Annotated in this window: 23 protein-coding genes; 14 read left to right on the top strand and 9 right to left on the bottom strand. The window is 59.5% G+C overall.

The features are described 5' to 3' along the window. Positions 1 to 16: 16 nt before the first annotated feature. From ACOTXF_RS10265 to ACOTXF_RS10240, 6 genes are all read right to left on the bottom strand, one after another. Entirely contained in the window at positions 17 to 1,423 is a 1,407-nt protein-coding gene (locus ACOTXF_RS10265; RefSeq protein WP_047745638.1) for a sucrose-6-phosphate hydrolase, read from the bottom strand. Continuing rightward, entirely contained in the window at positions 1,423 to 2,793 is a 1,371-nt protein-coding gene (locus ACOTXF_RS10260; RefSeq protein ID WP_047745636.1) for a sucrose-specific PTS transporter subunit IIBC, read from the bottom strand. The genes ACOTXF_RS10265 and ACOTXF_RS10260 overlap by 1 nt, the downstream gene beginning before the upstream one ends. Before the next feature lie 66 nt (positions 2,794 to 2,859). After that, the gene (locus ACOTXF_RS10255; RefSeq protein ID WP_021240175.1) at positions 2,860 to 4,377 is read right to left on the bottom strand and encodes a carbohydrate porin; all 1,518 of its coding nucleotides are present in this window, start codon (positions 4,375 to 4,377) and stop codon (positions 2,860 to 2,862) included. Positions 4,378 to 4,549: 172 nt separating this feature from the next. Further along, the gene (locus ACOTXF_RS10250) at positions 4,550 to 5,440 is read right to left on the bottom strand and encodes an aminoimidazole riboside kinase (protein ID WP_032674834.1); all 891 of its coding nucleotides are present in this window, start codon (positions 5,438 to 5,440) and stop codon (positions 4,550 to 4,552) included. 88 nt (positions 5,441 to 5,528) lie between these two features. After that, positions 5,529 to 6,740: a diguanylate phosphodiesterase gene (locus ACOTXF_RS10245; protein WP_047745634.1), complete on the bottom strand. Its 1,212-nt coding sequence runs from the start codon at positions 6,738 to 6,740 to the stop codon at positions 5,529 to 5,531. Between the two features lie 95 nt (positions 6,741 to 6,835). Then, positions 6,836 to 8,317: an alpha/beta hydrolase gene (locus tag ACOTXF_RS10240; RefSeq protein WP_047745631.1), complete on the bottom strand. Its 1,482-nt coding sequence runs from the start codon at positions 8,315 to 8,317 to the stop codon at positions 6,836 to 6,838. 266 nt (positions 8,318 to 8,583) lie between these two features. On the opposite strand from ACOTXF_RS10240, the gene ACOTXF_RS10235 reads away from it, so the two are divergent. From ACOTXF_RS10235 to ACOTXF_RS10205, 7 genes are read left to right on the top strand one after another with little or no spacing between them, the layout of a single operon-like run. Next, entirely contained in the window at positions 8,584 to 9,438 is an 855-nt protein-coding gene (locus ACOTXF_RS10235; protein ID WP_047745629.1) for a MurR/RpiR family transcriptional regulator, read from the top strand. Positions 9,439 to 9,450: 12 nt separating this feature from the next. After that, positions 9,451 to 10,026, top strand: a complete 576-nt coding sequence (gene ddpX / locus ACOTXF_RS10230) for a D-alanyl-D-alanine dipeptidase (RefSeq protein WP_047745628.1) — start codon at positions 9,451 to 9,453, stop codon at positions 10,024 to 10,026. Positions 10,027 to 10,041: 15 nt separating this feature from the next. After that, positions 10,042 to 11,574 carry an ABC transporter substrate-binding protein gene (locus tag ACOTXF_RS10225; protein ID WP_048963024.1) on the top strand — a complete coding sequence of 511 codons (1,533 nt, stop codon included), beginning with the start codon at positions 10,042 to 10,044 and terminating at the stop codon, positions 11,572 to 11,574. Between the two features lie 22 nt (positions 11,575 to 11,596). After that, entirely contained in the window at positions 11,597 to 12,619 is a 1,023-nt protein-coding gene (locus ACOTXF_RS10220) for an ABC transporter permease (RefSeq protein WP_008501701.1), read from the top strand. Further along, the gene (gene ddpC / locus ACOTXF_RS10215; RefSeq protein ID WP_046092167.1) at positions 12,616 to 13,509 is read left to right on the top strand and encodes a D,D-dipeptide ABC transporter permease; all 894 of its coding nucleotides are present in this window, start codon (positions 12,616 to 12,618) and stop codon (positions 13,507 to 13,509) included. Before ACOTXF_RS10220 ends, ddpC begins: the two co-directional genes overlap by 4 nt. Then, positions 13,509 to 14,495, top strand: coding sequence for an ABC transporter ATP-binding protein (locus tag ACOTXF_RS10210; protein ID WP_048963025.1), 987 nt, complete (start codon positions 13,509 to 13,511; stop codon positions 14,493 to 14,495). Before ddpC ends, ACOTXF_RS10210 begins: the two co-directional genes overlap by 1 nt. Beyond that, positions 14,488 to 15,417, top strand: a complete 930-nt coding sequence (locus ACOTXF_RS10205; RefSeq protein WP_008501705.1) for an oligopeptide/dipeptide ABC transporter ATP-binding protein — start codon at positions 14,488 to 14,490, stop codon at positions 15,415 to 15,417. Before ACOTXF_RS10210 ends, ACOTXF_RS10205 begins: the two co-directional genes overlap by 8 nt. Here the strand turns inward: ACOTXF_RS10205 and ACOTXF_RS10200 are convergent. Further along, positions 15,414 to 16,163 (bottom strand): SDR family NAD(P)-dependent oxidoreductase, encoded by a 750-nt coding sequence (locus tag ACOTXF_RS10200; RefSeq protein WP_048963026.1) that lies wholly within the window; start codon positions 16,161 to 16,163, stop codon positions 15,414 to 15,416. The genes ACOTXF_RS10205 and ACOTXF_RS10200 overlap by 4 nt on opposite strands. 116 nt (positions 16,164 to 16,279) lie before the next feature. Between ACOTXF_RS10200 and ACOTXF_RS10195 the strand changes: the two genes are divergently transcribed. Next, positions 16,280 to 17,185: a LysR family transcriptional regulator gene (locus tag ACOTXF_RS10195; protein ID WP_045415816.1), complete on the top strand. Its 906-nt coding sequence runs from the start codon at positions 16,280 to 16,282 to the stop codon at positions 17,183 to 17,185. Between the two features lie 23 nt (positions 17,186 to 17,208). Here the strand turns inward: ACOTXF_RS10195 and ACOTXF_RS10190 are convergent, their stop codons facing one another. Further along, positions 17,209 to 17,637 carry an OsmC family protein gene (locus ACOTXF_RS10190; protein WP_008501708.1) on the bottom strand — a complete coding sequence of 143 codons (429 nt, stop codon included), beginning with the start codon at positions 17,635 to 17,637 and terminating at the stop codon, positions 17,209 to 17,211. A gap of 115 nt (positions 17,638 to 17,752) precedes the next feature. Between ACOTXF_RS10190 and ACOTXF_RS10185 the strand changes: the two genes are divergently transcribed. Further along, on the top strand, positions 17,753 to 18,712 hold the full coding sequence (locus ACOTXF_RS10185) for a hypothetical protein (RefSeq protein ID WP_047745619.1): 960 nt from the start codon (positions 17,753 to 17,755) through the stop codon (positions 18,710 to 18,712). Positions 18,713 to 18,731: 19 nt separating this feature from the next. Here the strand turns inward: ACOTXF_RS10185 and ACOTXF_RS10180 are convergent, their stop codons facing one another. Further along, positions 18,732 to 19,607: a LysR family transcriptional regulator gene (locus tag ACOTXF_RS10180; protein WP_045415809.1), complete on the bottom strand. Its 876-nt coding sequence runs from the start codon at positions 19,605 to 19,607 to the stop codon at positions 18,732 to 18,734. Between the two features lie 110 nt (positions 19,608 to 19,717). Between ACOTXF_RS10180 and ACOTXF_RS10175 the strand changes: the two genes are divergently transcribed. The 5 genes from ACOTXF_RS10175 (at position 19,718) to ACOTXF_RS10155 (ending at position 25,602) form a co-directional block, all read left to right on the top strand. Then, positions 19,718 to 20,569 carry a Vmh family MBL fold metallo-hydrolase gene (locus tag ACOTXF_RS10175; RefSeq protein ID WP_023292348.1) on the top strand — a complete coding sequence of 284 codons (852 nt, stop codon included), beginning with the start codon at positions 19,718 to 19,720 and terminating at the stop codon, positions 20,567 to 20,569. A gap of 232 nt (positions 20,570 to 20,801) precedes the next feature. Then, positions 20,802 to 21,017, top strand: a complete 216-nt coding sequence (bdm, locus tag ACOTXF_RS10170) for a biofilm-dependent modulation protein (protein WP_316937182.1) — start codon at positions 20,802 to 20,804, stop codon at positions 21,015 to 21,017. A gap of 95 nt (positions 21,018 to 21,112) precedes the next feature. After that, on the top strand, positions 21,113 to 21,250 hold the full coding sequence (gene sra, locus ACOTXF_RS10165; protein WP_008501714.1) for a stationary-phase-induced ribosome-associated protein: 138 nt from the start codon (positions 21,113 to 21,115) through the stop codon (positions 21,248 to 21,250). 176 nt (positions 21,251 to 21,426) lie between these two features. Then, positions 21,427 to 23,124 carry an NAD-dependent malic enzyme gene (locus tag ACOTXF_RS10160; protein WP_008501715.1) on the top strand — a complete coding sequence of 566 codons (1,698 nt, stop codon included), beginning with the start codon at positions 21,427 to 21,429 and terminating at the stop codon, positions 23,122 to 23,124. A 768-nt stretch (positions 23,125 to 23,892) separates the two neighbouring features. Beyond that, positions 23,893 to 25,602 carry an ABC-F family ATP-binding cassette domain-containing protein gene (locus ACOTXF_RS10155; RefSeq protein WP_045415806.1) on the top strand — a complete coding sequence of 570 codons (1,710 nt, stop codon included), beginning with the start codon at positions 23,893 to 23,895 and terminating at the stop codon, positions 25,600 to 25,602. Positions 25,603 to 25,774 lie beyond the last annotated feature (172 nt).

Here is a 25,774-nt window from a genome sequence, read left to right as displayed (position 1 = left end):
CCGGCTGCCAAAACCCTCATTCTATCATGCAGGCGCGCAGCGACCAGTAGCGTAATGTGATATCGGACGCACCTTCGAATCGCACCCGGGCCGGATGGTCAGGAAAATAGCGGCTGCTCATCACCCCTTCGCCATGGTTAATGAAGATTTCGACGCTGGAGCGGTCGCACAGAACGCGTAAGTGACGGACGTCGCCTAGCCAGTAGCGGGTCAGCGTTTCACCGGTTTTCATGCTCGCGCGCTCCAGACACACGCCCTGCTCATTGACCGTGAGGCGCAGCGCACCGGCAAAATCGACGTTCACCTGCGATGCGCCCAGCTCAAACTCCAGGCGCGTCGCGTCCAGTTCGGGCGCGTCGCTGGCGCGCCCCTGCCAGTGCTGCTCATCTTCACGCAGCGTCGCCAACTCGCGCGCCGGGGTCTGCCAGAGCCTGCCGTCGCGATAGCGCAATTCTCGCGGACAGGTCATCTGGTGCATCCAGCCGTGCGCCCGGGTGGGCTGAAGCATCTCTTCCCCGTCCGGTACGCCCATCCAGCCAATCAGAATGCGGCGTCCATCTTCCGCCAGCGTGGTTTGTGGGGCGTAGAATTCAAAGCCCGCGTCCAGCTCGTGAAGCTCGCCGTGATCGAATGCAGCGCTGGCGTAATCAAACGCCCCGCTCATCCAGGTGGCCGGATAGGTATTGAGGTAGCGATGCGGCTCGCGCGCCAGCCCCTGCGGGCAGCAGATCAGGACGTGCGTCCCGTCGAGGGCAAACAGGTCCGGACACTCCCACATATAGCCCGCGTCCGTCAGGCCGTTAACCCCGTGACCGGCGATCTCCCCGCAGGATGTCCAGGCGTGCAAATCGGCTGATTTAAACAGCAGCACCTTGCCGCGCTTCTGCACATCCTGCGCGCCGAGCACCATGTACCACATCCCCTCGTGCTGCCACACCTTCGGGTCGCGCACGTGGCCGGTGTAGCCTTCCGGCAGCGCCAGCACCGGCCCCAGCTTCGTAAAGGTCCCGTCCGGCTGCTCCACGGCCAGGCACTGCCAGGCGGTGCGGCTACCGTCATCGAACTTGACGTTACCGGTGTAGCACAGGGTCAGTACGCCCTCGTTATTCACGGCGCTACCGGAGTAGCAGCCGTTGCGGTCATACGCCTCGTCGGGCATCAGCGCCAGCGGCTCATGCTGCCAGTGCACCAGGTCCGCAGAACTCCAGTGCCCCCAGCACTTAAAGCGGTGCTCGCAGTCCAGCGGGTTCCACTGATAGAACAGGTGATAGCGGCCAGCAAACCAGATAAACCCGTTCGGGTCGTTCATCAGCCCCGTCACCGGCGCGGCGTGCCATTGCGGATAGTGGCTGTCCGCCAGCGCCCGCGGCTGACCTGTCATAACGGCCTGCAGGATCGCAGGCCAGCGGGAAGGTAACGTCATTATTCAGAGTCCGTTTTATATTTCAGCAGCAGTGAGACGGTAAACGCCACGCCGAAGGCAATCACCATGCCGATAATATAGTTCAGCAGCGAGCTGGCCTGCACGATGGCCATGCCAGGAATGGCGGTCAGCCCGACGGCGGTCATGTACACGTGCACGGAGACCACCCAGGCCCCGCCCACCGCACCGCCAATCAGCGCGGCGATAAACGGCTTAACGAAGCGCAGGTTGATACCAAAAATGGCCGCTTCGGTGATGCCCAGCATTGCAGAGAACGCCGACGGCAGGGTAATGGCTTTGATTTTGGCATCTTTGGTTTTGAACCACACCGCCAGACAGGCGCCACCCTGCGCCACGTTCGCCATGGCCCAGATCGGCAGCAGGAAGTTAACGCCAATCGACGGATTCCCCAGCAGCCCGGCTTCAATCGCGTGGAAGCTGTGGTGAATACCGGTGATCACAATTACCGAGTAAAGTCCGCCGAACAGCAGCCCGGCGAGCCAGCCCGCGTGGGCGATCAGCGTGCTCAGAATAAAGGAGATACCGTCCCCCAGAGCGCGCCCCGCCGGGCCGATAATCAGCAAGGCGATAAAGCCGGAGATGACGACGGTGAGGAACGGCGTCAGGATCAGGTCTAACGCATCCGGGATCGCGCGGCGCAGGTTTTTCTCGACGATGCTCATGAACCAGACGGCCAGCAGCACCGGGAATACCGTGCCCTGATAGCCAATCATCGCAATCTCAAGGCCGAAGAAGTTCATGGTGTGGAAGCCCGACGCCACGCCCCAGGCGTTGGTCAGCGCCGGGTGGGTCAGAATCCCGCCCAGCGTCGCGCCGAGGTACGGGTTACCGCCAAATTCGCGCGCGGCGGTGAAGCCAATCAGAATAGGCAGAATGATAAACGCCGCCGAGCTGCACATGTCCAGCATGATGTAGATGGCGTTATCCGCATTGACCCAGCCGTAGGTTTTCACCATGCCGAGCAGGCCCATCAGCAGACCGGACGCCACAATCGCGGGAATGATCGGCACAAAGATGTTGGAGAGTAAGCGGGCAATGCGCTGGAACGGATTCAGCTTCCGTGCCGCCAGATCCGCGGCTTCCGATTTGCTGGATTCGCTAATCCCCGCCGCCTGAATAAATGCGGCGTACACCTTGTTGACCACGCCCGTACCAAAAATCACCTGCATCTGCCCGGCGTTACGGAAGCAGCCTTTCACGCCGTCAACCTTGCCGATGGCCTGCTGATCGGCAAGCGAGTCATCAACCAGCACCAGACGAAGACGCGTTGCGCAGTGCGCCGCGCTGGCGATATTTTCCTTGCCACCGAGCAGCGGAATAAGCTCGCGGGCGATTTGATTAAAATCCATAGATACCTCTGCCTGACTTCTTTTTATGATGTGCGAAACGCTCCCGCCAGGCGGGAGCGTGATGGGTTAAAACCAGGTTTCCATCTGGACCCCAAAGTTCCATTCCCCGCCGGCGTTGAAGCCGCTGCTGCCAAAGGCATCATCGCTGGCGTAATTATCCAGTTTGCTGCTCCAGTCCATCCAGGTGGCAAACAGGCGCAGTTCAGGACGGCTGAAGAAATCGCCGATTTTGCTCGCTTTTAACGTCGGCGCAAAGGTCAGCTTGTAGAAACTGCCGTTCACGGCGTTGCGGTCCTTATAGCCCTCCGGGTTTAAATCCATGTACTGGTAGCTTCCCTCAAACGCCAGCGCGAAATTCTGGGTGACCTCTTTGATCAGGCGGGTATTGAGCGTTACCCACTCATAGCTATCGCCCTTGACGTAGCGATCTTTACTGCTCTGTGCCAGAACGGCGGGCGCAACGCTCCAGCCACCGCCGATAGGCGTGACACCGTAACTTGCGAAGCGCCAGGTATCCGCCTCAGACAGCAGCGCGCCGTCGGAGCCGATGCTTTTTACCTCCGCACCCAGCCCGTGACCATAAAGCAGCGCCGTTTTGGCGGTCCCTTCACGCAGGCCGTAGAAGCTCTCATTATGCAAGCCTACCAGGGCATGAACGCCGTGATTGGCGGCATCCGTTTTAATCAGATCGCCGTTAGTGTCTTTACGATCGTCGTTATCTTTCGCCCGCAGGCCGCTCACCATCAGCTGGAACGGGCCGGCGAAGTGGTTCATGCTGAGGATATAGTTCTGAACGTTGTTGTCGGTCTGCTCCACGCTGCCGAAGTTGCGGCCGTAAATGGAGAAGTTGCTGCGCAGCGAATCGTTCCACTTCACGTCGTAAACGCCGCCGCCGGTACCGGCCAGGAACACCACGTCGGAATCCAGCCAGTGGATGTCAAAGTTGTCGCGGTCGAAGCGTTTACCCGCCCAGAAGGTGCTGCCCTTCAGCGCGCCGGTAAAATCAGGCAGGTTGCCCAGCTCCGCGAAGGCCTGACGAATATTGAGGTCGCTGGTATCGGCAGACCAGTCGTTATAGGTTCTCTGACCGTCGGCCAGCATCGCCTTGAAGCGCGTGGTCGCCCCGTTATCCAGGGTTTGCTTGTGCTCCAGGTTCAGCTCGACGTAGGTGTCGGCTTCGTTACCCAGACGCCCTACCGCACCGCCGGTTTCACCGGCTGGGGTCAGGTAAGGGCCGCTTTTGCTGCTGGAGGCGGCATCGTTCATCAGCAGGCCAGAGCGGGCATAGCCGTGGAACTCAAACCCGCCGGTCTGATCCGCCTTCTTCTCCAGCGCGGTGGTGCGCTGCGCCACCTCCTGGGTTGTCGTTTGCGCCTGCTGCTGAGCGGCAACCAGCTGCTGCGTTTTTTGTTCTGCTGCCGCAGCGCGCTTCTCAGCCACCTGCGCGCGCGTTTCCGCGTCCTGAAGGCGCTGCTCCATCGCGGCAAGACGCGCTTCAATACTGGACATATCCGTCTGGGCAAAAACAGAGGTACTTCCGGCCAGCATGCCTATCATCACGGCAAGTCTGCGTTTTTTATACATTTTGTCGCATCCCTAAAAGAAGTCATTAAACGTGCTAAATTGCTAAACCGGTTTAGGTTGCTGATACTAAACCTGTGAATTTTGGATCGGCAATCTTTTTTGCTAAACCGATTTAGTAAGTGTGATCGAGGCGACAATTCAGGCCGCCGGATGGCGGCCAGGAGAGGAGAAATTACAGGTCGTGCTGCCAGGGCAACGCGGTCATCGCCCCTTTGGCGGTGGTGGCCAGCGCGCCGCAGCGCTGGGCGAGCGCGATAACCGGCGTCAGGTCCTGTCCGGCGGCCAGCCCGTAGAGCAGCCCCGCCACAAAGGCATCGCCCGCACCGGTCGTATCGACGCACTGCACAGGCGTTGCCGGGTAGTGTTTTACGCTACCTTCATGCCACGCGGTTACGCCCGCTTTTCCCTGGGTAACCAGCACCAGACGTGCCGGGCAGCGCTGCATCAGCACCTCCAGACCAACGTTGACCTCCGCGCTGCCGGTGAAAAAGGCCAGCTCTTCTACCGAAAGTTTCACCACGTCGGCGCTTTGCAGGGCCTGCTCCAGGCAGCCATGCAGTGCGTTCTCATCCGGCCAGAGGTCCGGGCGAATATTGGGGTCGAAGCTGACGTAACCGCCCGCCTCACGAATGGCGGCCATCGCCTGAAACGTCGCAGTCCGGCTCGGCTCGGCGCTTAAGGCGATGGAGCAGACGTGCAGCCACTCCCCGGCGCTGAACGTCGGCAGGTCGTCGGGTTCGAGAAACAGATCGGCGCTCGGGCGCACCATGAAGGTAAACGAGCGCTCGCCGTGGTCGTCGAGATCGACCACCACCGTTGAGGTGCGGTGCGCCGGGTCAAGGCGCATCCACGTCACGTCAACCCGCTCGTCAGCGAGCGTTTTCGCCATAAAGCGCCCGAAAGGATCGTCGCCAACCCTGCCGATAAAGGCGCTCTGGCCGCCCAGCCGGGCAATACCGACCGCGACGTTCGCCGGCGCGCCGCCGGGACACTGCAATAATCGACCTTCTCCATCGGGCAGCAAATCCACTACCGCATCGCCAAGTACCCAGATTTTCTTCATGTGATCCTCGTAGCTAAACCATGTTAAACCGTTTTAGCTATTTAAGCACAGGCCGGGCAAAGGGGAAATAACGGGAGGGAAAATTGGCTTACCGCACCAGATGCGGCCAGTGGATATCGCCGACGCCATTAAGCTGCGGCCGGGCAAACAGGAATCCCTGAAAGCGGCGGATCCCGGCCGATTCGAGCCAGCACCACTCCTCAATTTTCTCGATGCCTTCGGCCACCAGGGTGATTTCAAGATCGGAGCAGCAGCAGCTGATGGAGCGCACAATCGCCTGTTTTGGGCCGCTCAGGTGGATGTTGCTGACAATCTCACGGTCGATTTTAATTTTGTCCGGCTGGAAGCGGGTAAGCAGCGAAAGCCCGGCATAGCCCGAGCCAAAATCATCGATCGCCAGGCCAATCCCCTCGCCGCGAAGCTGCTTGATGGCGCTGTTAAACTGGTTGAGCCCGGAGATCATCTCGTTTTCAGTGACTTCAATGACCACCTGCTCCGGCTGAAGACCATGTTTTTTAATCTGATCGACCAGAAATTCCACCGCGCCAGGGACATTCACCAGCGACATGGGCAGCAGGTTGACGGCGATTTTATGGCTACCAATGCCCAGCTTTTCCGCCAGCGCAAAGGCATAGGCTTTTGTCTGGAGATCGACTTCGTAGACGTTGTCCGGGTCGACGGTGCTGAAGAAATGCTCCGGGCTGCCGCCGTCGTTGCCGCGGATAAGCGCCTCAAGGGAGCTGATTTTCCCTTCAGAGGGCTCGACAATAGGCTGCAGCGCAAACTGACAGGTTTGCCCGGCAATCAGGCCCAGATGTTCGCCAAAGGGAAGCGCTTCGGTCGAGAGCGTCCATTTGTCCGCCGTGTAGCGTGCCCCCGACGGGGCCGGACGTTTACCGGTTATAAAGGTCTGAATAAATTTGAACACCCGATCGTCGGAGGTCAGATAGCTGTCCAGCTTGCTGTAGCGCAGCACCGACTGCAGCACCTCTTTCGGCAACTGCGTTTGCAGGTCGAACAGCAGCATACCGACGTTTTCGAAGCGTCTGCGCGGACCATAGTCCCGCAGCAGTTCTACTACCCCGCTGTGCCGCTTGTCCTCGCGGATTTTATGGAACAGTTTGACCACACTCTCTTCCGACCCTTCGAGGATCTGCAGAACGTCATTCCCTTTTGCCAGGAGGACGCCGGTAATGTTCAGTTTTACGTTGCGGCCCCTGGCGCGCTCCACCAGCTCCCGCAGTTCGGTGGACGGGCGGGATAAATTCAAGTGGCTTCGGTAGATCAGCGTCGTCAGCACAAAAAGGGGTTCCAGTGATAAAGAGAGGTGCCTTGAAGCTACTATGTAACATACTTAATCAATGCGACCTAACATATTCACGCCACAAGGGAACATTACTTTTTCTGGTCCCCGATCCGGCTGTTAATCCTCTCCTGCATATAGTCGTAGAACGGGTTCGAGGTGACCCGCATAAGCGCCTCTTTCCCGACGCTCAACACGGACGTCTCTCCCCACAGCGCAATCGTCCCCAGGCTGATGCCGTAGCGGTTTTTCACGCGTGGTTCACGACCATAGAGATCGTCATCCGGCGGGAACGGCACCGCAACGTGCGACAGGGAATAAACATCCTGCGGCCAGGACTGGGCAAGCGGCACGACCGTCTCCTGCGTGCTGCCTGCCGGCGTGATTTTCGCCACCGTCGAGAAACTGTGCTCGCCGGCATTGGTGATAATCGTGACACCGTAACGCCTCTGCGCGACCGGCAGCAGCGCCGTGGTGGCCGTCCAGGACGACGGTTTAAAGAGCGGACGGAAGCTCGCCGCCTGGTTGATATCAAACACTACCAGCTCGCTGCCGTTTGCCGGAAGCTGGTCAAACAGGCCGCTGACCACCGCGCGGGTACTGACCGTAGAGTCCATCACCGACTGGAACGCCAGCACCGGCGGCAAATTCGCCAGCCTGTTTTCCCGCGCCTCACGGCCAATCTGCTCCTGCAGGGCCTTCGTCAGCAGCCACGACTGGCGGGCGGCGTTCACCGGGAATGAATTGTATTTATACGGATTATATTCCGGGGAGATATTCAGCCAGGCCGCTTTGGCAAACGGCGGCAGCAGCGCCGGTAGCCCGGCGAATCCGGCGAACCGCGCAAAGGACGTCACGCCGATCATCGGTGAGAGCAGGATCATCTGCTGAGGCTTACGCAGCGCAGGGTCTTCCAGCGCATCGAGGGCATACTTCATCGCCAGCGCCCCGCCGTTGGAGTAGCCCACCAGATGCAGCGGCACGTTATTCCCCGTCAGGCGCGTGGCTTCCCGCACGGCAAGCCGCGTCGCTGCCAGCCACATTTCCCAGTCCACGTCCGTCAGCGCGCCGGGCGCGGTGCCGTGTCCGGGAAGACGCAGGACCACGGCCACGAAGCCGTGCTGCTGATAGTTCACGGCAAGGTGCCTGACGCTGTAAGGCGAATCGGTCAGGCCGTGCAGCAGCACCACCGCGCCGCGCGGCTTCCCGGCTGGCATCAGCACAAAGGAGCGGTTGGCATCGGGGGCAAACTGGCCGGGCCACACCAGGCTCTGGCGGTAGTAGCGGTTTAACGGAGTTTGATCCTCGCCCGCTGTTTTCGCCGTCACCGCGTTATCCAGATCGGTGAAAATCGCCTTTTCACGGGCGAGGTACCCGGCGAAATCGGCGTTATCCAGCTCGCGCACGGACATCTCATCTGCCCGCCAGGTGTGCCACGGGTGCAGTTCCGGCCCCTGCTGCGAGAGATAGACCCGCACCGCCAGCAGGACGACCAGGACGATCCCCACGACCATCCCTGTTTTCTTTGCAAGCGCCAGCAGGCGCACGCTGACTCGCCAGGGCCAATTCGCCATGCCGGGATCCCTTTTATGTTCACTGTCTTTCTATCTTATCAAAAATGTGAACGGGCTGACGTATTCACCAAATTCATCCCTGCCAGGTCAGCCAGTGCACCAAAAGTGAACTACGCTGCACAAATGTTGATCATTGGTTAACGAAATATTGCATGAAGTTTACTGCGCAGCGGGTTTTCGCCCTTCTGTGAAGTTGGCACGCGTCATGCATTGTTAACCCGGTAACACATATTCAGCTTTTGACAGCCTGTTAACAGCGAGGCGGTATGACGACGAAACCTGAGATGTTAAGCCGTATCGAGGCGACCTTCAGCCAGCTCACGCCCAGCGAAAAGCGGGTCGGAAGCTGGCTGCTGGCGCACGCCGCGCAAATCCCGTTTGAAACGGCGGAGAGCGTCGGGCTGGCAAGCGGGACCAGCGGGATCACCGTCGGACGCTTCCTGCGCAAGCTGGGATATCGCAACCTGGAGGATGCCAAAAAGAGCCTGCGCGATCCGTACCAGCCCTGGGGCATGAACGAGCGCCTCGACTCCTGGCAGCAGCAGCGCCCCCTGCCCAACCGTCTCCAGCACGCCCTGTCGCTGGAAGTAGACGCCATCACGCAGGTGTATCAGCTGGCGCAAACGGACGCTTTTCGTCAGGTGGTACACCATCTGGCCCACGCGGACGCGGTCTTTGTGCTGGGGATCCAGTCCACGCGCGGGATCGCCAACGCCTTCTTCAGCCACCTTGAATACCTCCGCCCGCGGGTGAGCTATGCCGAAGGCGCTTCCGGCAGCTGGGTGGAATCCCTTAACTCCGGGTTTGCGCACCCTTATGTCGTGCTGACCGATACGCGCACCTACTCCACGATGGCGCGCCAGTACTGCCGCGTCGCGAGCGAGAAAGGCATTCCGCTGGCCTTAATCACCGACATCTGGTGCCCGTGGGCGCGGGATTACCAGATGGATTTACTGCAGGTGAAAACCGATACCGGTCATTTCTGGGATTCACTTGCCCCCGTGAGCTGTCTGTTCAACCTGCTGCTGTCGGGCGTGGTGGAAGCGCTGGGTGATGCGCTCCCGGCGCGCCTGGCAGTAAACCGACAATTACAACAAGAGTTTGGTCAATTCGAACGCTAAAGGAGCGGAGCTATGCCCGTAGAGAGTGAACTGATTGATGTGGCGAAGACGTTCCCCACGCTGCATATCGATCTGAAGTACGCCACCGCCGACAATATTACCGGCCGCCCAATTTACCAGGAGGCGCTGTGCCTGCTGCATACCGACGCGGCCACCGCGCTGGCAAAAGCCATCAGCATTGCCACGCTGGCCGGGCTGAAGCTGGTGGTCTACGACGCCTATCGCCCGCAGCAGGCGCAGGCCCAGCTGTGGGAGGCCTGCCCGAACCCGGAATATGTGGTCGACGTGGCAATTGGCTCTAACCACAGCCGCGGCACGGCCATCGACGTCACGCTGATGGACGAGCATAACGTCGTGCTGGATATGGGCGCCGGTTTTGACGAAATGCATGACCGCTCGCATCCGTATCACCCTTCCGTGCCGCCTCACGCCCAGCGCAACCGTCTGCTGTTGAACGCCATCATGTTCGGCGGCGGTTTTGTCGGGATCGGCAGCGAATGGTGGCACTTCGAACTGCCGAATGCCGCCAGCTACCCGCTGCTTGAGGACCGTTTTGCCTGTTTTCCCCTGACGCACACCTCTCTTTGAACCTGGAGCACTGCCATGAAAACATCGCTTCTCTCGACCTTCATTGCCGCCACGCTGGCCCTGAGCGCCCCGCTGGCGCTGGCTGCCGTCCCGAAAGACATGCTGGTCATCGGTAAAGCCGCCGACCCGCAAACGCTCGATCCGGCCATTACTATTGATAACAACGACTGGACCGTCACCTATCCGTCCTACCAGCGTCTGGTCAAGTACAAGCCAGGCTCTACCGAGGTGGAAGGCGATCTGTCGACGGGCTGGAAAGCTTCCGACGACCAGAAAGAGTGGACCTTCACCCTGGCGGATAACGCCAAATTCTCCGACGGCACGCCGGTCACCGCCGAGGCGGTCAAACTCTCCTTTGAGCGCCTGCTGAAGCTCGGCCAGGGGCCGTCTGAAGCCTTCCCGAAAGATCTGAAAGTGGAGGCCGTTGATGAGCACACGGTGAAATTCACCCTCAGCCAGCCGTTCGCGCCTTTCCTCTACACCCTGGCGAACGACGGCGCCTCCATCATTAACCCGACGGTGCTGAAGGCCAATGCCGCGGACGACGCGCGCGGCTTTCTGGCGCAAAACACCGCCGGCTCCGGGCCGTTTATGTTGAAGAGCTGGCAGAAAGGCCAGCAGCTGGTGCTGGTGCCTAACCCGCACTGGTCGGGCGACAAGCCGCACTTCAAGCGCGTCTCGGTGAAAATTATCGGTGAGAGCGCGTCGCGCCGTCTGCAGCTTTCCCGAGGCGATCTGGACATTGCCGACTCCCTGCCGGTCGATCAGCTGGCGGCCCTGAAGCAGGAAGGGAAAGTCGCCGTCGCCGAATACCCGTCTCTGCGCGTGACCTACCTCTACCTCAACAACAGCAAAGCGCCGCTCAATCAGGTGGATTTACGCCGCGCGGTCTCCTGGGCGACGGACTATGAGGGGATGGTGAAAGGCATTCTGAGCGGCAACGGCAAGCAGATGCGCGGCCCGATCCCGGAAGGCATGTGGGGCTTTGACGCCACGGCCATGCAGTACAGCTTCGACGAAGCCAAAGCTAAAGCAGCCCTGGAGAAGGTCAAAGACAAGCCCGCCAGCCTGACCTTCCTCTACTCGGACAACGATCCAAACTGGGAGCCTATCGCCCTTTCGACTCAGGCCAGCCTCGGCAAGATCGGTATTAACGTCAAGCTGGAAAAACTGGCCAACGCCACCATGCGCGACCGCGTCGGCAAAGGCGATTACGACATCGCTATCGGCAACTGGAGCCCGGACTTTGCCGACCCGTACATGTTCATGAACTACTGGTTCGAATCGGACAAGAAAGGGCTGCCGGGCAACCGCTCGTTCTATGAGAACAAAGAGGTCGATTCCCTGCTGCAGGCCGCGCTGAAAACCACGGACCAGGCGGAACGCACCAAAGATTACCAGCAGGCGCAAAAGGTGGTCATCGACGAGGCGGCCTACGTTTATCTGTTCCAGAAGAACTACCAGCTGGCGATGAACAAAGAGGTCAAAGGCTTCACCTTTAATCCGATGCTCGAGCAGGTGTTTAACATCGCCACCATGAGCAAGTAACCGTTTCGCCGGGGGAAAGTGTATGACGTTCTGGAGCATCGTGCGCCAGCGCTGCTGGGGGTTACTCCTGGTGGTGGCCGGTGTCTGTATTATCACTTTTATTATTTCGCACCTGATCCCCGGCGATCCGGCCCGTCTGCTGGCCGGCGACCGCGCCAGCGACGACATCGTGCAGAACATTCGCCAGCAGCTGGGGCTGGATCAGCCGCTCTACGTTCAGTTTGGCCGCTACGTGGACGCCCTGGCCCACGGTGATTTAGGCACCTCCATCCGGACCGGACGCCCGGTTGCGGAAGACCTGAAGGCCTTTTTCCCCGCCACGCTGGAGCTGGCCTTTTGTTCCCTCCTGCTGGCGCTGGTCATCGGCGTGCCGCTGGGGATTTTATCGGCGGTGTACCGCAACCGCTGGCTGGATCACCTGGTGCGTTTAATGGCGATGACCGGGATCTCCACCCCGGCCTTCTGGCTTGGGCTGGGCGTCATTGTGCTGTTCTACGGGCACCTGCAAATCCTGCCGGGCGGCGGCAGGCTGGACGACTGGCTCGATCCGCCGACGCACGTCACCGGCTTTTATCTGCTGGACGCGCTGCTGGAAGGCAACGGCGAGGTCTTTTTCAATGCGCTGCAGCACCTGATTTTACCCTCGCTGACGCTGGCATTTGTGCATCTCGGCATCGTGGCGCGTCAGGTCCGTTCCGCGATGCTGGAGCAGCTTAGCGAAGACTACATCCGCACGGCCCGCGCCAGCGGCCTGCCCGGCTGGTATATCGTCCTGCGCTACGCCCTGCCGAATGCGATGATCCCGTCGATTACCGTGCTCGGGCTGGCGCTGGGGGATCTGCTGTACGGCGCCGTGCTGACCGAAACCGTCTTTGCCTGGCCGGGCATGGGCGCCTGGGTGGTGACGTCCATTCAGGCGCTCGATTTCCCTGCCGTGATGGGCTTTGCCGTCGTTGTTTCGCTGGCCTACGTGCTGGTTAATCTGGTGGTCGATCTGCTTTACCTGTGGATTGACCCGCGAATCGGGCGCGGAGGTGCCGAATGATGTTAACGCAGGAAACGCCCGTCCCGGTGAAAACCGCCAGACAACGCGTCAACTGGGCAAAGCTGTTCTGGATGCTGCGCCAAAGCCCGCTCACAATCGTTGGCGGCGTCATAATGCTGGTGATGCTTTTCATTATGCTGGCCGCACCGTGGATCGTGCCGCACGACCCGAACGCGCTGGATCTGACCGCGCGCCTGCAGGCGCCGTCCGCGCAGCACTGGTTTGGTACCGACGAGGTGGGCCGCGATCTGTTCAGCCGCGTGCTGGCGGGCAGCCAGCAGTCCATTACCGCCGGGCTGGCGGTGGTGGTAATTGCGGGCGGCATCGGTTCGCTGCTGGGCTGTCTGTCCGGCGTGCTGGGCGGGCGCGGCGACGCCGTCATCATGCGGGTGATGGACATTATGCTCTCGATACCTTCCCTGGTGCTGACCATGGCGCTGGCCGCCGCGCTCGGGCCAAGCCTGTTTAACGCCATGCTGGCGATTGCGATTGTCCGCATTCCGTTTTACGTCCGCCTGGCGCGCGGCCAAACCCTGGTGGTGCGCCAGTTTACCTACGTGCAGGCCGCCCGCACCTTTGGCGCATCCCGCTGGCATGTGATCAGCTGGCACATCCTGCGCAACGCCCTGCCGCCGCTGATTGTGCAGGCGTCGCTGGACATCGGCAGCGCCATCCTGATGGCCGCCACGCTGGGGTTTATTGGCCTGGGCGCGCAGCAGCCGACCGCCGAATGGGGCGCGATGGTGGCCGTCGGCCGTAACTACGTTCTGGACCAGTGGTGGTACTGCGCGTTTCCCGGAGCGGCGATTTTGATTACCGCCGTGGGCTTTAACCTGTTTGGGGATGGCATCCGCGATCTGCTGGATCCGAAGTCAGGAGGTAAACAGTGATGACCGACCCGGTTCTCAAGATTGAAGACCTGCATCTGAGCTTCCCGATTTTCCGCGGCGAGGTCCACGCGCTGAACCACGTCTCGCTGGAGATCGGCAGGGGTGAAATTGTCGGCGTGGTGGGCGAATCCGGTTCGGGTAAATCCGTGACCGCCATGCTCGCCATGCGTCTGCTGCCGGAAGGCAGCTACCGCATTCATCATGGTCAGGTGAAATTACTCGGCGAAAATGTCCTGACGGCGTCCGAGAAACAGCTTCGCCAGTGGCGCGGTGGAAAGGTCGCTATGATTTTTCAGGAGCCCATGACCGCCCTCAACCCGACGCGGCGGATTGGCAAACAGATGGTCGAGGTGATCCGCCAGCATCAACCGCTTTCCCGTAGTGAGGCGCAGCAGAAGGCGATTACCCTGCTGGAAGAGATGCAAATCCCGGACGCGAAAGCGGTCATGGCGCGCTATCCGTTTGAACTCTCCGGCGGCATGCGCCAGCGGGTGATGATTGCCCTTGCCTTCTCCTGCGAGCCGGAGCTGATCGTCGCCGACGAACCAACCACGGCGCTGGACGTCACCGTTCAGCTGCAGGTGCTGCGCCTGCTGAAGCACAAGGCGCGGGCCAGCGGCACCTCGGTGCTGTTTATCAGCCACGATATGGCCGTGGTGTCACAGCTCTGCGACAGAATGTACGTGATGTATGCGGGCAGCGTGATCGAGAGCGGCACCACGCAAACGCTGATCCACCAGCCCGTGCATCCCTACTCTATTGGTCTGCTGCAGTGCGCGCCGGAAAACGGCCAGCCGCGCGCCCCGCTTCCCGCCATCCCCGGCACGGTGCCCAACCTCAGCCAGCTTCCGCAGGGATGCGCATTCCGCGAGCGCTGCTTTGCCGCCGGGGCGAAATGCAGCGAAACGCCGCGCTTAGCGCCCACTGGCGCAGAGGGCCAACAGGCCGCCTGCTGGTATCCACAACGGGAGAAAGCCCATGTCTGATGTACTGCTGGAACTGGATAGCGTGCACGTGAACTTTGCGGCGCGCAAAAACTGGCTGGGTCGCGTGACGGAACGGGTCCATGCGCTCAACGGGCTCGACCTTGAGATCCGTCGGGGAGAAACGCTTGGCATTGTCGGGGAATCCGGCTGTGGGAAAAGCACGCTCGCCCAGCTGCTGATGGGCATGCTCAAGCCCAGCACCGGCGCCTGCCAGCGGGCGCATCACGCGGGCGGCATGCAGATGGTGTTTCAGGATCCGCTCTCCTCGCTTGACCCGCGCCTGCCGGTCTGGCGAATCATCACCGAGCCGGTGTGGGTGCAAAAGCGCAGCAGCGAGCGCGACCGCCGCCAGCTGGCTGAAAACCTGGCGCTGCAGGTGGGCATTCGCCCGGAATATCTCGACCGGCTTCCGCACGCCTTCTCCGGCGGGCAGCGCCAGCGCATTGCCATCGCCCGGGCGCTCTCGTCCGATCCGGATATCATCGTGCTCGATGAACCCACCAGCGCGCTGGATATTTCCGTGCAGGCGCAGATCCTCAACCTGCTGGTGACGCTACAACAGCAGCGTAATCTGACCTACGTGTTGATCTCGCATAACGTCTCGGTGGTCCGGCACATGAGCGACCGCGTGGCGGTGATGTATCTTGGGCAGATTGTGGAGCTGGGCAGCGCCGCGCAGGTGCTTGGCGAGCCGCGCCATCCTTATACCCGCCTGCTGCTCGATTCGGTTCCGCGCACCGGTGAACCGCTGGATGAAACGCTGGCCTTACGCAAAACGGAGCTTCCCGGCAACCGCCGTCTGCCCGAAGGCTGTTTTTTCCGCGACCGATGCCCGATGGCCGCGCAGGGCTGCGAGCGTCCTCAGCCGTTACAGCCCTCTCGCGAGGGCCGTGACGTCCGCTGCTGGCGCAGTCTGGGTTAGATTTGCGCCATCCCGCCGTCCACGAACAGCTCGGTGGCGTTAATAAAGCTGGCCGCATCGGAGGCCAGAAACGCCACCGCTTTACCCACCTCACCCGGCGCGCCTAAACGGCCGAGCGGCACCTGAGCGGCCAGCGCGTCGTACAGCCCCTGACGATGCTCTTCCGGCACCAGGTCGCCGAGGCCAGGCGTTTTGATCGGGCCCGGGCTCACCACGTTGACGCGGATCCCGCGGCCCTGCAAATCCAGCGCCCAGGAGCGGGCAAAGTTGCGCACGGCGGCCTTGCTGGCGCTGTAGACGCTAAAGTTTGCCGTCCCCTTAATGGACACCGTCGAGCCGGTCAGAATAATCGAGGATCCGGCGGACAGCAGCGGCAGCGCCTTCTGCACCGTGAACAGCACCCCGCGGACGTTAGTGCCGAAAATCCGGTCAAACTGCTCTTCGGTTATCGCGCCCAGCGGCAGCATATCGCCGCCACCCGCATTGGCGAACAGAATATCGAGGCGGCCTTCTTCTTTGGCTATCCGGGCATAGACCTCGTCCAGGTCCGCCAGTTTTGACACGTCAGCGCGAATGCCCAATGCCGTTGAAGCGATTTCAGCCACCGCCGCGTCCAGCTCGGCCTGACGTCGTCCGGTGATGTACACCTTCGCGCCCTGTGCCGCCAGCTCCTGCGCCGTGGCAAGACCGATGCCGGTGCTGCCGCCTGTGACCAGTGCGATTTTTCCTGAGAGAGTCGTGTTCATGTCATTTACCTTTTGTTGGGTTTGCGTTGGACAAACTTTAGCCCTTGCGGGATTAGTGAAAAACCAGCAAAAATGAAAATGACTATTCACATACAGAAATAATCAGAGGGAGTCTCATGGATCAGCTCATGGCGATGCGCGCCTTTACCCGGGTGGTGGAAACCGGCAGCTTTACCCGCGCGGCGGACTCGCTGAACATGCCCATCGCCACGCTGAGCAAGCTGGTGAAATCGCTTGAGACGCACCTGGAGATACGCCTCCTGCACCGGACGACTCGCCGGGTGGTCGCGACGCCGGAAGGGATGGAATACTATGAAAAAGCGCTCAGGGTCTTGATAGATATCGAAGACATCGACACCGCGTTTCGCGTTTCCCGCGCGACGCCCAAAGGGCATTTGCGGGTTGACGTGGGCGGCTCCACCGCCCGGGACGTGCTCATCCCCCTGCTGCCGGATTTTATGCGGCGCTATCCGGATATCCGCATCGATCTTGGCGTGGCCGATCGTCCGGTGGATCTGATCAGCGGTAACGTAGACTGCGTGATCCGCGGCGGCCCGCTGGACGATTCGACCCTTATCGCTCGCCATATTGGTAACGCCGAAATGGTGACCTGCGCGACGCCGGGCTACCTGAAAAACCATGGCGTTCCAGCCTATCCACAGGAGCTGTGCAACGGCCACAAGCTCATTAGCTACCTCTCGCCCGTCACCGGGCGGGCGTTTCCCTTTCGCTTCAGGCGGCATGGCGAGGCGATGGAAATCAATATCCCCCATTATCTCGGCATAAATGAAAGTAATGCCCACCTGGCGGCGGCCGTGGCAGGATTGGGGATCGTGCAGACGTTTGAGTATTCGGCAAAGCCGTATTTACAGGCGGGAATGCTGGCGTCGATCCTGAGTGACTGGCGCCCTGCCGCCTATCCGTTTCACGTGGTATACCCGCAGAACCGCCATCTGACGCACCGTCTGAAGGTGTTTATTGCCTGGCTGGCGGAGGTGTTTCCCGCCGCGCTGAAGGGATAGCCGGGCGCCAGCCCGGCTGAGGCTTAGTTAAGCGTATAGTCCAGCGTAATTTCGGCTTTCAGTAGCTGCGAAACCGGACAGCCCGCTTTGGCTTTCTGAATAATACCGTCGAACTGCTGAGGGGCGATGCCGGGAACGGTCACCTTGCTCTTCAGGGCAACCTTGGTGATGGCAAAACCGCCGTCCGTTTTATCGAGGGAGACATCCGCGGTGGTATCAATGGCGTCGGCGGTATAGCCCGCTTCGCCGAGCATCAGCGACAGCGCCATCGAGAAGCAGGCCGCATGTGCCGCGCCGATCAGCTCTTCGGGGTTGGTCCCCTTTTCACCCTCAAAACGGGTATTAAAGCCATAGGGCTGTTGATTGAGAACGCCGCTCTCGGTGGAAACGGTTCCTTTACCGCGCTTAATGTCGCCAGACCAGTGTGCCGAACCGTGCTTATGAATAGTCATTCTTGCTCTCCTTTTGGCTTACAAAGGGTTAAGTATAGACTACGCATCTGACTGCCCCTGGAACACAGACAATTCCGGGACTTACACCTGCTGTACCGACAAAAAGGATAAACCTATGGCGCTAAAAATCAGGATGGCCGTTGCGATCGCTACCCTCGCTCTATCGTTGTCTTTGCAGGCGAAAACGCCCGAGAACTTTATCTATACCAGCTCCGGCGAGCTCGACGCGGCGTTCCCGCTCGTTATGCGAAGCGATATCGGCGGCGTACAGATCGTCTACAACTGGCGCGCGCTTGAGCCTGAGAAGGATCGCTACGATTTCTCGCGCATTGAACGGGATCTCGCGCGTCTTAAGGCTGCCAGGAAAAAGCTTTTTATCCAGATTCAGGACCGTTTCTTTGAGGCGGACGCGCGCTACGTGCCGGATTATCTGATGCACGATAAGCAATACCGAGGCGGGATTGCGCCGCAGTTCGATAACCCCGGCGAAGGGAAGCCAGTCGGTTCAGGCTGGGTGGCGCGTCAGTGGGATCCCGCGGTGCGCCAGCGCTACCAGGCGCTGCTGGCCGCCCTCGCGAAACGCTTTGATGGCGAGGTATATGGCGTAAACCTGCCTGAAACCGCCATCGATCTTGACGAAAAAAATCCGCCCGCCGGATTTACCTGCGACAGCTATTTTGCGGGAGAAATGGAAAACCTGGCCTTTGCGCGTAAGGCTTTTCAGAAATCACACGTGGTGCAATACGTGAACTTCTGGCCGTGCGAATGGGATAATGACCACAACTACATGGGGCGTCTTTTTGCGTATGCCAGCGCCAACAGTGTTGGCCTCGGTGGGCCGGACATTGTTCCCAACCGCAAGGCGCATATGAAGAATGCCTATCCTTTCTTCCATAAAAATAAACAGACGCTGCCGCTTATCGCCATGGCGGTTCAGGAACCGACCCTGACCTATAAGAACCCTGAGACCGGCAAGCCCTTCATCAAAGCAGAATTTGATCGGTTCGCGGAAAATTATCTCGGGGCGGATATTATTTTCTGGAGCACGGCCTCCCCCTGGCTAAAGGCTAAGTAAACGACGGCAAACGCCGCGCTCATGCCAGATAGCGGGCCAGCTCATCAAGGAACGCCCGCAGCGCGGCAGGCTGGTATTCCCGGGACTGATAAATACCATGGATGGCCAGCGGCTTCGGCTCCAGCGCCTCCAGTACCGGCACCAGCCATCCCTTCTCCAGCGCGGTTTGCGCCTCACGCTCCGGCAGCATGGCGATACCGCAGTGCTTAACCGCCGCGTCCATCAGCAGCGAAGAGATGCTGGCGCTCAGGTTGCCGCTGACGGCCACGCTCAGGCTTTCGCCCTCCGGCGTCAGGAAGTGCCAGGACTGCCCGGCGAAAAAGCTGTAGTGCAGGCAGTTATGCTGCGCGAGTTCTTCGGGGCTGCCGGGCGTACCGTGCTGCGCCAGATAGTCCGGCGAGGCGCAAAGGACCGAGCGACACTCCCCCAGCCGACGGGCAATCATGCCGGGTTCAGGGTTATCGGTAATGCGTACGGCAACATCAATGCGCTCTCCCACCAGGCTGACCGGATGGTTGTTCACATCCAGTTCGATGCGCAGCTGCGGGTAGCGCGAGAGCAGACCGGGCAGGACCGGCGCAATCAGGTGCATGGCGGTAAAGTGCGCGCAGGCCACCCGCAGGGTGCCAGACGGGCGATCTTTTTCCGACTGGCCTTCAATTTCCTGCGAGATCTGCGAGAGCGTCCGCGTTTTTTGCAGCACCTTTTCGCCTGCCGCGGTCAGCGTCAGCTTGCGCGTGGAGCGGTTTACCAGCCGCGTGCCCGCCCATTTCTCCATCTGCTCAAGGTAGCGGCTCACCATTGGGCGGGAAATACCCAGCGCCCGGGCCGCCGCGCTCAAACTTCCCAGCTCGCATATTCGGTTGTAAACCTGAGCGGCAATCACGCGATCCATATCAACTCCATCTGCTCGATTTATGAAACTAAGCATGTCTTGTTTCAGGAATTCTGGCAAATGCGAATTTCCGTACAATAGAGACATTCCTGAACAACAGAGACAACAGCATGAAATTCACTCACCTTGCCCTGCTTTCCACCCTTTTCACGCCGGCTGTTTTTGCCGCGCCGTTAAGCATTGATACCTATAACCCGCAGGAGAAAGGCATTTTCGCGGTCTCCTCCACGCTGGTCTCCGGCCCGAAAGAAGCGGTGCTGTTTGACGCGCAGTTCAGCGTGAAGGATGGCGAAGCGCTGGTAGAGAAAATTCGTCAAAGCGGTAAGACCCTGAACAAGATTGTGATCACCTCCGGCGATCCGGATTTCTATTTTGGCCTGCAGCCGCTGGTCAAAGCCTTCCCGAACGCCAAAGTGGTGGCCACGCAGCACGTGGTTGATCACATCAAGGCTACCAAAGACGCCAAGCTCGCCTTCTGGGGTCCGCAGATGAAAGACGGCGCGCCAACGGAGCTGGTCGTCCCGCAGGTGCTCGCCTCCACCACGTTTATGGTTGACGGGGAGAAGATCGACATCGAACAGCCTGACAGCTATGCGGCCTATGTATGGATCCCGTCCGCAAAGACCATCCTCGGCGGCACTGGCGTAGCCTGGGGGATTCACGTCTGGACGGCGGACACCCAGACAGCGGAAAGCCGTAAGCAGTGGCAGGAAACGCTGGTGAACATGGCGGCGCACAAACCCGAGCGCGTGATCCCGGGTCACTATCTGGGTACCCCGCCAGCCGGGACGGGTGCGATTGATTTTACCCGTGACTATCTCCAGCGCTTTGAAAAGGCCTTATCCGTTCATAAAGATTCTGCGGGCGTCATCAGCACCCTGAAAAAACAGTATCCGAATCTGGCTGAAGAGAGCTCGCTGGAATTAAGCGCTAAGGTGAATACCGGCGAAATGAAGTGGTAATTTAAACGCTGCTCCTGCTATTTTTTCGAGATAGCAGGAGCACCGTCATAATATTCTCTCAGCGCCACGTCGATTTACCCCTGCATTTCAAAAGCACACAAAAGCATACACTTATGTCATTTTTATTTCTAAGATGAATCTGAGCCACAACCGGGAAAATATTTGCCATTCTGTTTGTGAATTAAATTTCTTGCGAGCCGTACCATTAAACAGACAACGACACGGAGGCAGCATGTTTACTTATTACCCGGCAAATACCGCAGCAGCACAACCTGAACTCGTTAACCCGATTGCACAGGGTCTTCACGCCGAGCACGGTGCTGTGACTGAAGATGACATTTTGATGGAACTGACCAAGTGGGTGGAATCCACAGATAATGACATCCTCAGTGACATCTACCAGCAGACCATTAACTACGTCGTCAGCGGGCAAAACGCACCCTTGTAAAAACCTGCTAAGCTGGATCTGCAACCTAAGGGGTTACATTTCGTTTGCGTAAGCAAACTGGTCCTTAAAACTATCAACAGGATTGAGGAGTTAATATGAAATCGAACCGTCAGGCACGCCATATTCTGGGACTGAACTACAAGCTTTCTAATCAGCGCAAAGTGGTGATTGAAGGCGACCACGAAACCCAAGTCACTCACGCCACCGGCAGAAAACGCCACGCCGGCAAGTAAGTTCCAGACTGAGATCCAGAACACCATCGGTAATCCCGGTGGTGTTTTTGTTTATGTGTTGCGGTAATTAATATTTAGCTCCTTTATAATACCGCCGGACCGCACCCCATCGCACAGGCCAGAAAGATGACAAACAGCAGTGTCAGGGACGGATCTTCATAAAAAGAGTGAGTGACATGGACAACAAACTGAAAAAACATCGTTCCTTATACATCCCATACGCCGGACCGGTTTTACTCGAATTCCCCCTGCTCAACAAAGGCAGCGCCTTCAGCATGGAAGAGCGCAGCAGCTTTAACCTGCTGGGTCTACTGCCTGAAGTGGTTGAAACCATTGAAGAACAGGCAGAGCGCGCGTGGATCCAGTACCAGGGTTTCAAAACGGAAATCGACAAACACATCTACCTGCGCAACATCCAGGACACCAACGAAACCCTCTTCTATCGCCTGGTGCAAAACCATCTCGAAGAGATGATGCCGGTGATCTACACCCCGACGGTGGGTGCCGCCTGCGAGCGTTTCTCCGAGATCTACCGCCGCTCCCGCGGGGTATTCATCTCTTATCAGAACCGTCACAACATGGACGATATTCTGCAGAACGTGCCGAACCACAATATCAAAGTAATTGTGGTGACCGACGGCGAACGTATTCTTGGCCTCGGCGACCAGGGCATTGGCGGGATGGGGATCCCTATCGGTAAACTCTCTCTGTATACCGCCTGCGGCGGCATCAGCCCGGCGTATACCCTGCCGGTGGTGCTGGACGTCGGCACCAACAACCAGCAGCTGCTCAACGACCCGCTCTATATGGGCTGGCGCCATCCGCGTATTACCGACGACGAGTACTATCAGTTTGTCGACGACTTCATTCAGGCCGTGAAGCACCGCTGGCCGGACGTGCTGCTGCAGTTCGAAGACTTCGCGCAGAAAAACGCGATGCCGCTGCTGAACCGCTATCGCGATGAGATCTGCTCCTTTAACGACGATATCCAGGGCACCGCGGCCGTGACGGTGGGTACGCTCATCGCCGCCAGCCGTGCGGCGGGAAGCCAGCTGAGCTACCAGAAAATCGTCTTCCTTGGCGCAGGCTCCGCGGGCTGCGGTATTGCCGAGCAGATTATTGCCCAGACCCAGCGCGAAGGCTTAAGCGAAGAGCTGGCCCGCTCCCGCGTCTTTATGGTGGACCGTTTCGGCCTGCTGACCGACGGCATGCCGAACCTGCTGCCGTTCCAGACCAAGCTGGTGCAGAAACGCGAAAACCTGAAAAACTGGGATACCGACAACGAAGTCCTTTCCCTGCTGGACGTGGTGCGCAACGTGAAGCCGGATATTCTGATCGGCGTTTCCGGGCAAACCGGTCTCTTCACCGAAGAGATTATTCGCGAGATGCACAAGCACTGCGAGCGCCCTATCGTGATGCCGCTGTCTAACCCGACGTCCCGCGTGGAGGCGACGCCGCAGGACATCATCGCCTGGACCGAAGGTAATGCGCTGGTGGCCACCGGCAGCCCGTTCGATCCGGTGGTGTGGAAGGATAAAACCTATCCGATCGCCCAGTGCAACAACTCCTATATCTTCCCGGGCATTGGTTTGGGCGTTATCGCCTCCGGCGCGTCCCGCATCACCGACGAAATGCTGATGTCGGCGAGCGAGACCCTGGCGGGCCACTCGCCGCTGGTCAACGACGGCGAAGGTCTGGTTCTGCCCGAGCTGAAGGACATTCACAAGGTGTCGCGCGCTATCGCGTTTGCAGTGGGTAAAATGGCGCAGCAGCAGGGCGTGGCGGTGAAAACCTCTGCCGACGCGCTGCAGCAGGCCATCGACGACAACTTCTGGAAGCCTGAATACCGCAGCTATCGCCGTACGTCGATTTGATCCGCTTTGACTGTTCCCTCTCCCAGTGGGAGACGCGGTGCGGCCCAATCGCCCGGTGGCGCTTCGCTTACCGGGCCTACGGGGGCTCTCCCTGTGGGCTCAGGAATCCCAGTAATTTTTACCGGATGCGATGAATGTTGCTTCAGGAAAATGAATGACTTACAGCGACGCCCTGGTCCGGCTGTAAATCGCCGAAGCGTTTCCGTAAGGCCGGGGCGAGGCGCAGGGATGCGCCGAGAGGGCGTGGCCTGCAGGGATGCAGGCTCATGCCCGACCCGATAGCCTGAAGGAATAAGCTGAGGGCACCGCGAAGCGGCGATTTACCGCCGGGAGCCCGGGTCGCCAGGGTGGTGGCGACTGAGCCACCCTGGCACGTTCACCGGTCACATCGCTAAAGAGTAGCAAGGAACATAAAGTGAACGTAATGACCACCAGAGCCGTATGTTCCCCTCACCCTAACCCTCTCCCATAGGAGAGGGAATTACATTCGTCCCCCCCTAGCCAAACCCCTTTTCCCCCGCTACACTCCTTTCATCCATTAACCCACTGAATATATAAGGAGGCCAATTATGCTGTATCGTGAAATTTTCAATGTTTCACATACATTTGGTGATCGCACCCGCTCAAGCGTTATCGGTATCGTGCTGCGATAACTTCGGCTTGAGCGAAGACACCACCCCCTGAAATCCCTTCTCTCGGGCTTACTGAGTTATCGTCAGCGATGTTTGACGAGGCATAAACATGCCTGTAACTCTTGGGTAAGCAACAATGAGCACTTTACTCACTGCACAATCTTTACGCGTTGATACGGCGTTTGGCACGCTGTTCGACTCACTCTCCTTTACGCTGAAAAAAGGCGACCGCATTGGCCTGCTGGGCGATAACGGCTGCGGAAAAAGTACGCTGCTGAAGGTGCTGGACGGCACGGATTCCCCTGCTGCCGGAACGGTAGCGCTGGCCGGGCATTGCCTGATGGCGCGCGTGGAGCAACATCTCCCGGACGCTATTTTACCGCTCACCATGCTGGATGCCGTACTCGCACAGCTGCCTTTTGCTGAGCGCGATAGCCTGCGCTGGAAAGCCGAAACGCTGCTGGCAGGCATGGGCTTTACGCCGCAGGATATGGCGCTGCACTCCGCCACGCTGAGCGGCGGGCAGCACACCCGCCTGCTGCTGGCCCGGGCGCTGATTCACGAGCCGGACCTGCTCCTGCTGGATGAACCCAGCAACCACCTTGACCTGCCGACCATGCTCTGGCTGGAGCACTTTTTACAGACCTGGTCGGGCAGCTTTGTGCTGGTCTCGCATGACAGACAGCTGCTGGATGCCGTCACCAACGGCAGCTGGATCCTGCGCGATAAAACGCTGCACTACTTTGCCCTTCCCTGCACGGCGGCACGTCAGGCGCTGGAAGCCAAAGATGAGACCGACGCGCAGCGCCACAAGGCGGAGCAAAAGGAGATCGACCGCGTGACCGCCAGCGCCAAACGTCTGGCGACCTGGGGTAAGGTTTACGATAACGAAGACCTGGCCCGCAAAGCCAAACAGATGGAAAAACAGGTCGAACGGCTCAAAGAGAGCCAGACCGCGCTCACGGCGGGCAGCCCGTGGACGTTAACCCTGCGCGGCGACGCGCTGCGGGCTGACCGTCTGCTGGAGATGGAAAACCTCGGCGTCCCGCCCGCGCCTGGGCTACCGCCGCTGTTTAACATCGAAACGGCGCGGCTGAAAAGCGGCGATCGCGTGGCGATTGTCGGTCGTAACGGCTGCGGTAAATCGTCGTTGATGAAGCTTATCTGGCGACATTTTTCCGATGAACCGGCGGACAGCGGGCTGAAAATCCATCCGCGCGTCTCGCCGGGCTACTACGACCAGACGTTGCATCAGCTGCCGGATGACGCCACGCTGCTCGACGCGCTGGAGCCTTTTGCACCGGATCCGCAGAACCGCAAAATGGCCCTGATAAGCGCCGGTTTCCCATGGGCGCGTCACGGACAAACGGTCAGCACGCTCAGCGGCGGCGAACGCTCGCGCCTGCTGTTCGTGGGCCTGACGCTTGCCCGCTACAGCCTGCTGATGCTGGATGAGCCCACCAACCACCTGGACATGGAAGGCAAAGAGGCGCTGGCGCACACCCTTCAACAGTTCGAAGGCGGCGTGCTGCTGGTCAGCCATGACCGTCAGTTAATTAGCCAAAGCTGCAACCGTTTCTGGCTAATTGAGGACGGTACGCTGAGCGAATGGCACGATGCAGAAGCGGTGTTTGAGCGGCTGCGTGAACGCGCGGGGCTGGTGACAGCCACTGCGCCCGCTGTCGCCGCGACGGTTCACCCCTCGCCGCATGACGATCTGCTTGAGCGGCTGATCGCGCTGGAAACGCTGCTGGAAGACGATCTGGCGCGCAAGCCGAAGCATCAAAAGCCGCAGCTCCAGGCACAATGGCGTAAAGAGATAGAGGAGATAGAAGCCCAGCTGTAAGTCTGCGCCCGGCGAGCGCCTCGCCGGGCCAGCATTTTCCCCCCTTAATTATTAGAGGATCGCCGTATTCTTAATCTGAAATCGAATCAAATGATGACATTATGTTGCCGCAGCCTTGCATTACCAGGCTAATGTATTAATCCTTAAGGGGTATTACACCTGCTATGCAGAT

It is taken from the genome of Enterobacter cloacae complex sp. IR53041 (assembly GCF_049238285.1).
Classification (GTDB): domain Bacteria; phylum Pseudomonadota; class Gammaproteobacteria; order Enterobacterales; family Enterobacteriaceae; genus Enterobacter; species Enterobacter roggenkampii.
The sequence above is the reverse complement of the archived record's forward strand: the minus strand, read 5'-3'. Positions and strand labels throughout refer to the sequence as shown.

What these genes read in the sequence shown, in the direction of transcription:
- ACOTXF_RS10265 (WP_047745638.1), bottom strand. Translation starts at nt 1,423, where the DNA reads ATGACGTTACCTTCCCGCTGGCCTGCGATCCTGCAGGCCGTTATGACA.
- ACOTXF_RS10260 (WP_047745636.1), bottom strand. Translation starts at nt 2,793, where the DNA reads ATGGATTTTAATCAAATCGCCCGCGAGCTTATTCCGCTGCTCGGTGGC.
- ACOTXF_RS10255 (WP_021240175.1), bottom strand. Translation starts at nt 4,377, where the DNA reads ATGTATAAAAAACGCAGACTTGCCGTGATGATAGGCATGCTGGCCGGA.
- ACOTXF_RS10250 (WP_032674834.1), bottom strand. Translation starts at nt 5,440, where the DNA reads ATGAAGAAAATCTGGGTACTTGGCGATGCGGTAGTGGATTTGCTGCCC.
- ACOTXF_RS10240 (WP_047745631.1), bottom strand. Translation starts at nt 8,317, where the DNA reads ATGGCGAATTGGCCCTGGCGAGTCAGCGTGCGCCTGCTGGCGCTTGCA.
- ACOTXF_RS10235 (WP_047745629.1), top strand. Translation starts at nt 8,584, where the DNA reads ATGACGACGAAACCTGAGATGTTAAGCCGTATCGAGGCGACCTTCAGC.
- ddpX (WP_047745628.1), top strand. Translation starts at nt 9,451, where the DNA reads ATGCCCGTAGAGAGTGAACTGATTGATGTGGCGAAGACGTTCCCCACG.
- ACOTXF_RS10225 (WP_048963024.1), top strand. Translation starts at nt 10,042, where the DNA reads ATGAAAACATCGCTTCTCTCGACCTTCATTGCCGCCACGCTGGCCCTG.
- ACOTXF_RS10220 (WP_008501701.1), top strand. Translation starts at nt 11,597, where the DNA reads ATGACGTTCTGGAGCATCGTGCGCCAGCGCTGCTGGGGGTTACTCCTG.
- ddpC (WP_046092167.1), top strand. Translation starts at nt 12,616, where the DNA reads ATGATGTTAACGCAGGAAACGCCCGTCCCGGTGAAAACCGCCAGACAA.
- ACOTXF_RS10210 (WP_048963025.1), top strand. Translation starts at nt 13,509, where the DNA reads ATGACCGACCCGGTTCTCAAGATTGAAGACCTGCATCTGAGCTTCCCG.
- ACOTXF_RS10205 (WP_008501705.1), top strand. Translation starts at nt 14,488, where the DNA reads ATGTCTGATGTACTGCTGGAACTGGATAGCGTGCACGTGAACTTTGCG.
- ACOTXF_RS10200 (WP_048963026.1), bottom strand. Translation starts at nt 16,163, where the DNA reads ATGAACACGACTCTCTCAGGAAAAATCGCACTGGTCACAGGCGGCAGC.
- ACOTXF_RS10195 (WP_045415816.1), top strand. Translation starts at nt 16,280, where the DNA reads ATGGATCAGCTCATGGCGATGCGCGCCTTTACCCGGGTGGTGGAAACC.
- ACOTXF_RS10190 (WP_008501708.1), bottom strand. Translation starts at nt 17,637, where the DNA reads ATGACTATTCATAAGCACGGTTCGGCACACTGGTCTGGCGACATTAAG.
- ACOTXF_RS10185 (WP_047745619.1), top strand. Translation starts at nt 17,753, where the DNA reads ATGGCGCTAAAAATCAGGATGGCCGTTGCGATCGCTACCCTCGCTCTA.
- ACOTXF_RS10180 (WP_045415809.1), bottom strand. Translation starts at nt 19,607, where the DNA reads ATGGATCGCGTGATTGCCGCTCAGGTTTACAACCGAATATGCGAGCTG.
- ACOTXF_RS10175 (WP_023292348.1), top strand. Translation starts at nt 19,718, where the DNA reads ATGAAATTCACTCACCTTGCCCTGCTTTCCACCCTTTTCACGCCGGCT.
- bdm (WP_316937182.1), top strand. Translation starts at nt 20,802, where the DNA reads ATGTTTACTTATTACCCGGCAAATACCGCAGCAGCACAACCTGAACTC.
- sra (WP_008501714.1), top strand. Translation starts at nt 21,113, where the DNA reads ATGAAATCGAACCGTCAGGCACGCCATATTCTGGGACTGAACTACAAG.
- ACOTXF_RS10160 (WP_008501715.1), top strand. Translation starts at nt 21,427, where the DNA reads ATGGACAACAAACTGAAAAAACATCGTTCCTTATACATCCCATACGCC.
- ACOTXF_RS10155 (WP_045415806.1), top strand. Translation starts at nt 23,893, where the DNA reads ATGAGCACTTTACTCACTGCACAATCTTTACGCGTTGATACGGCGTTT.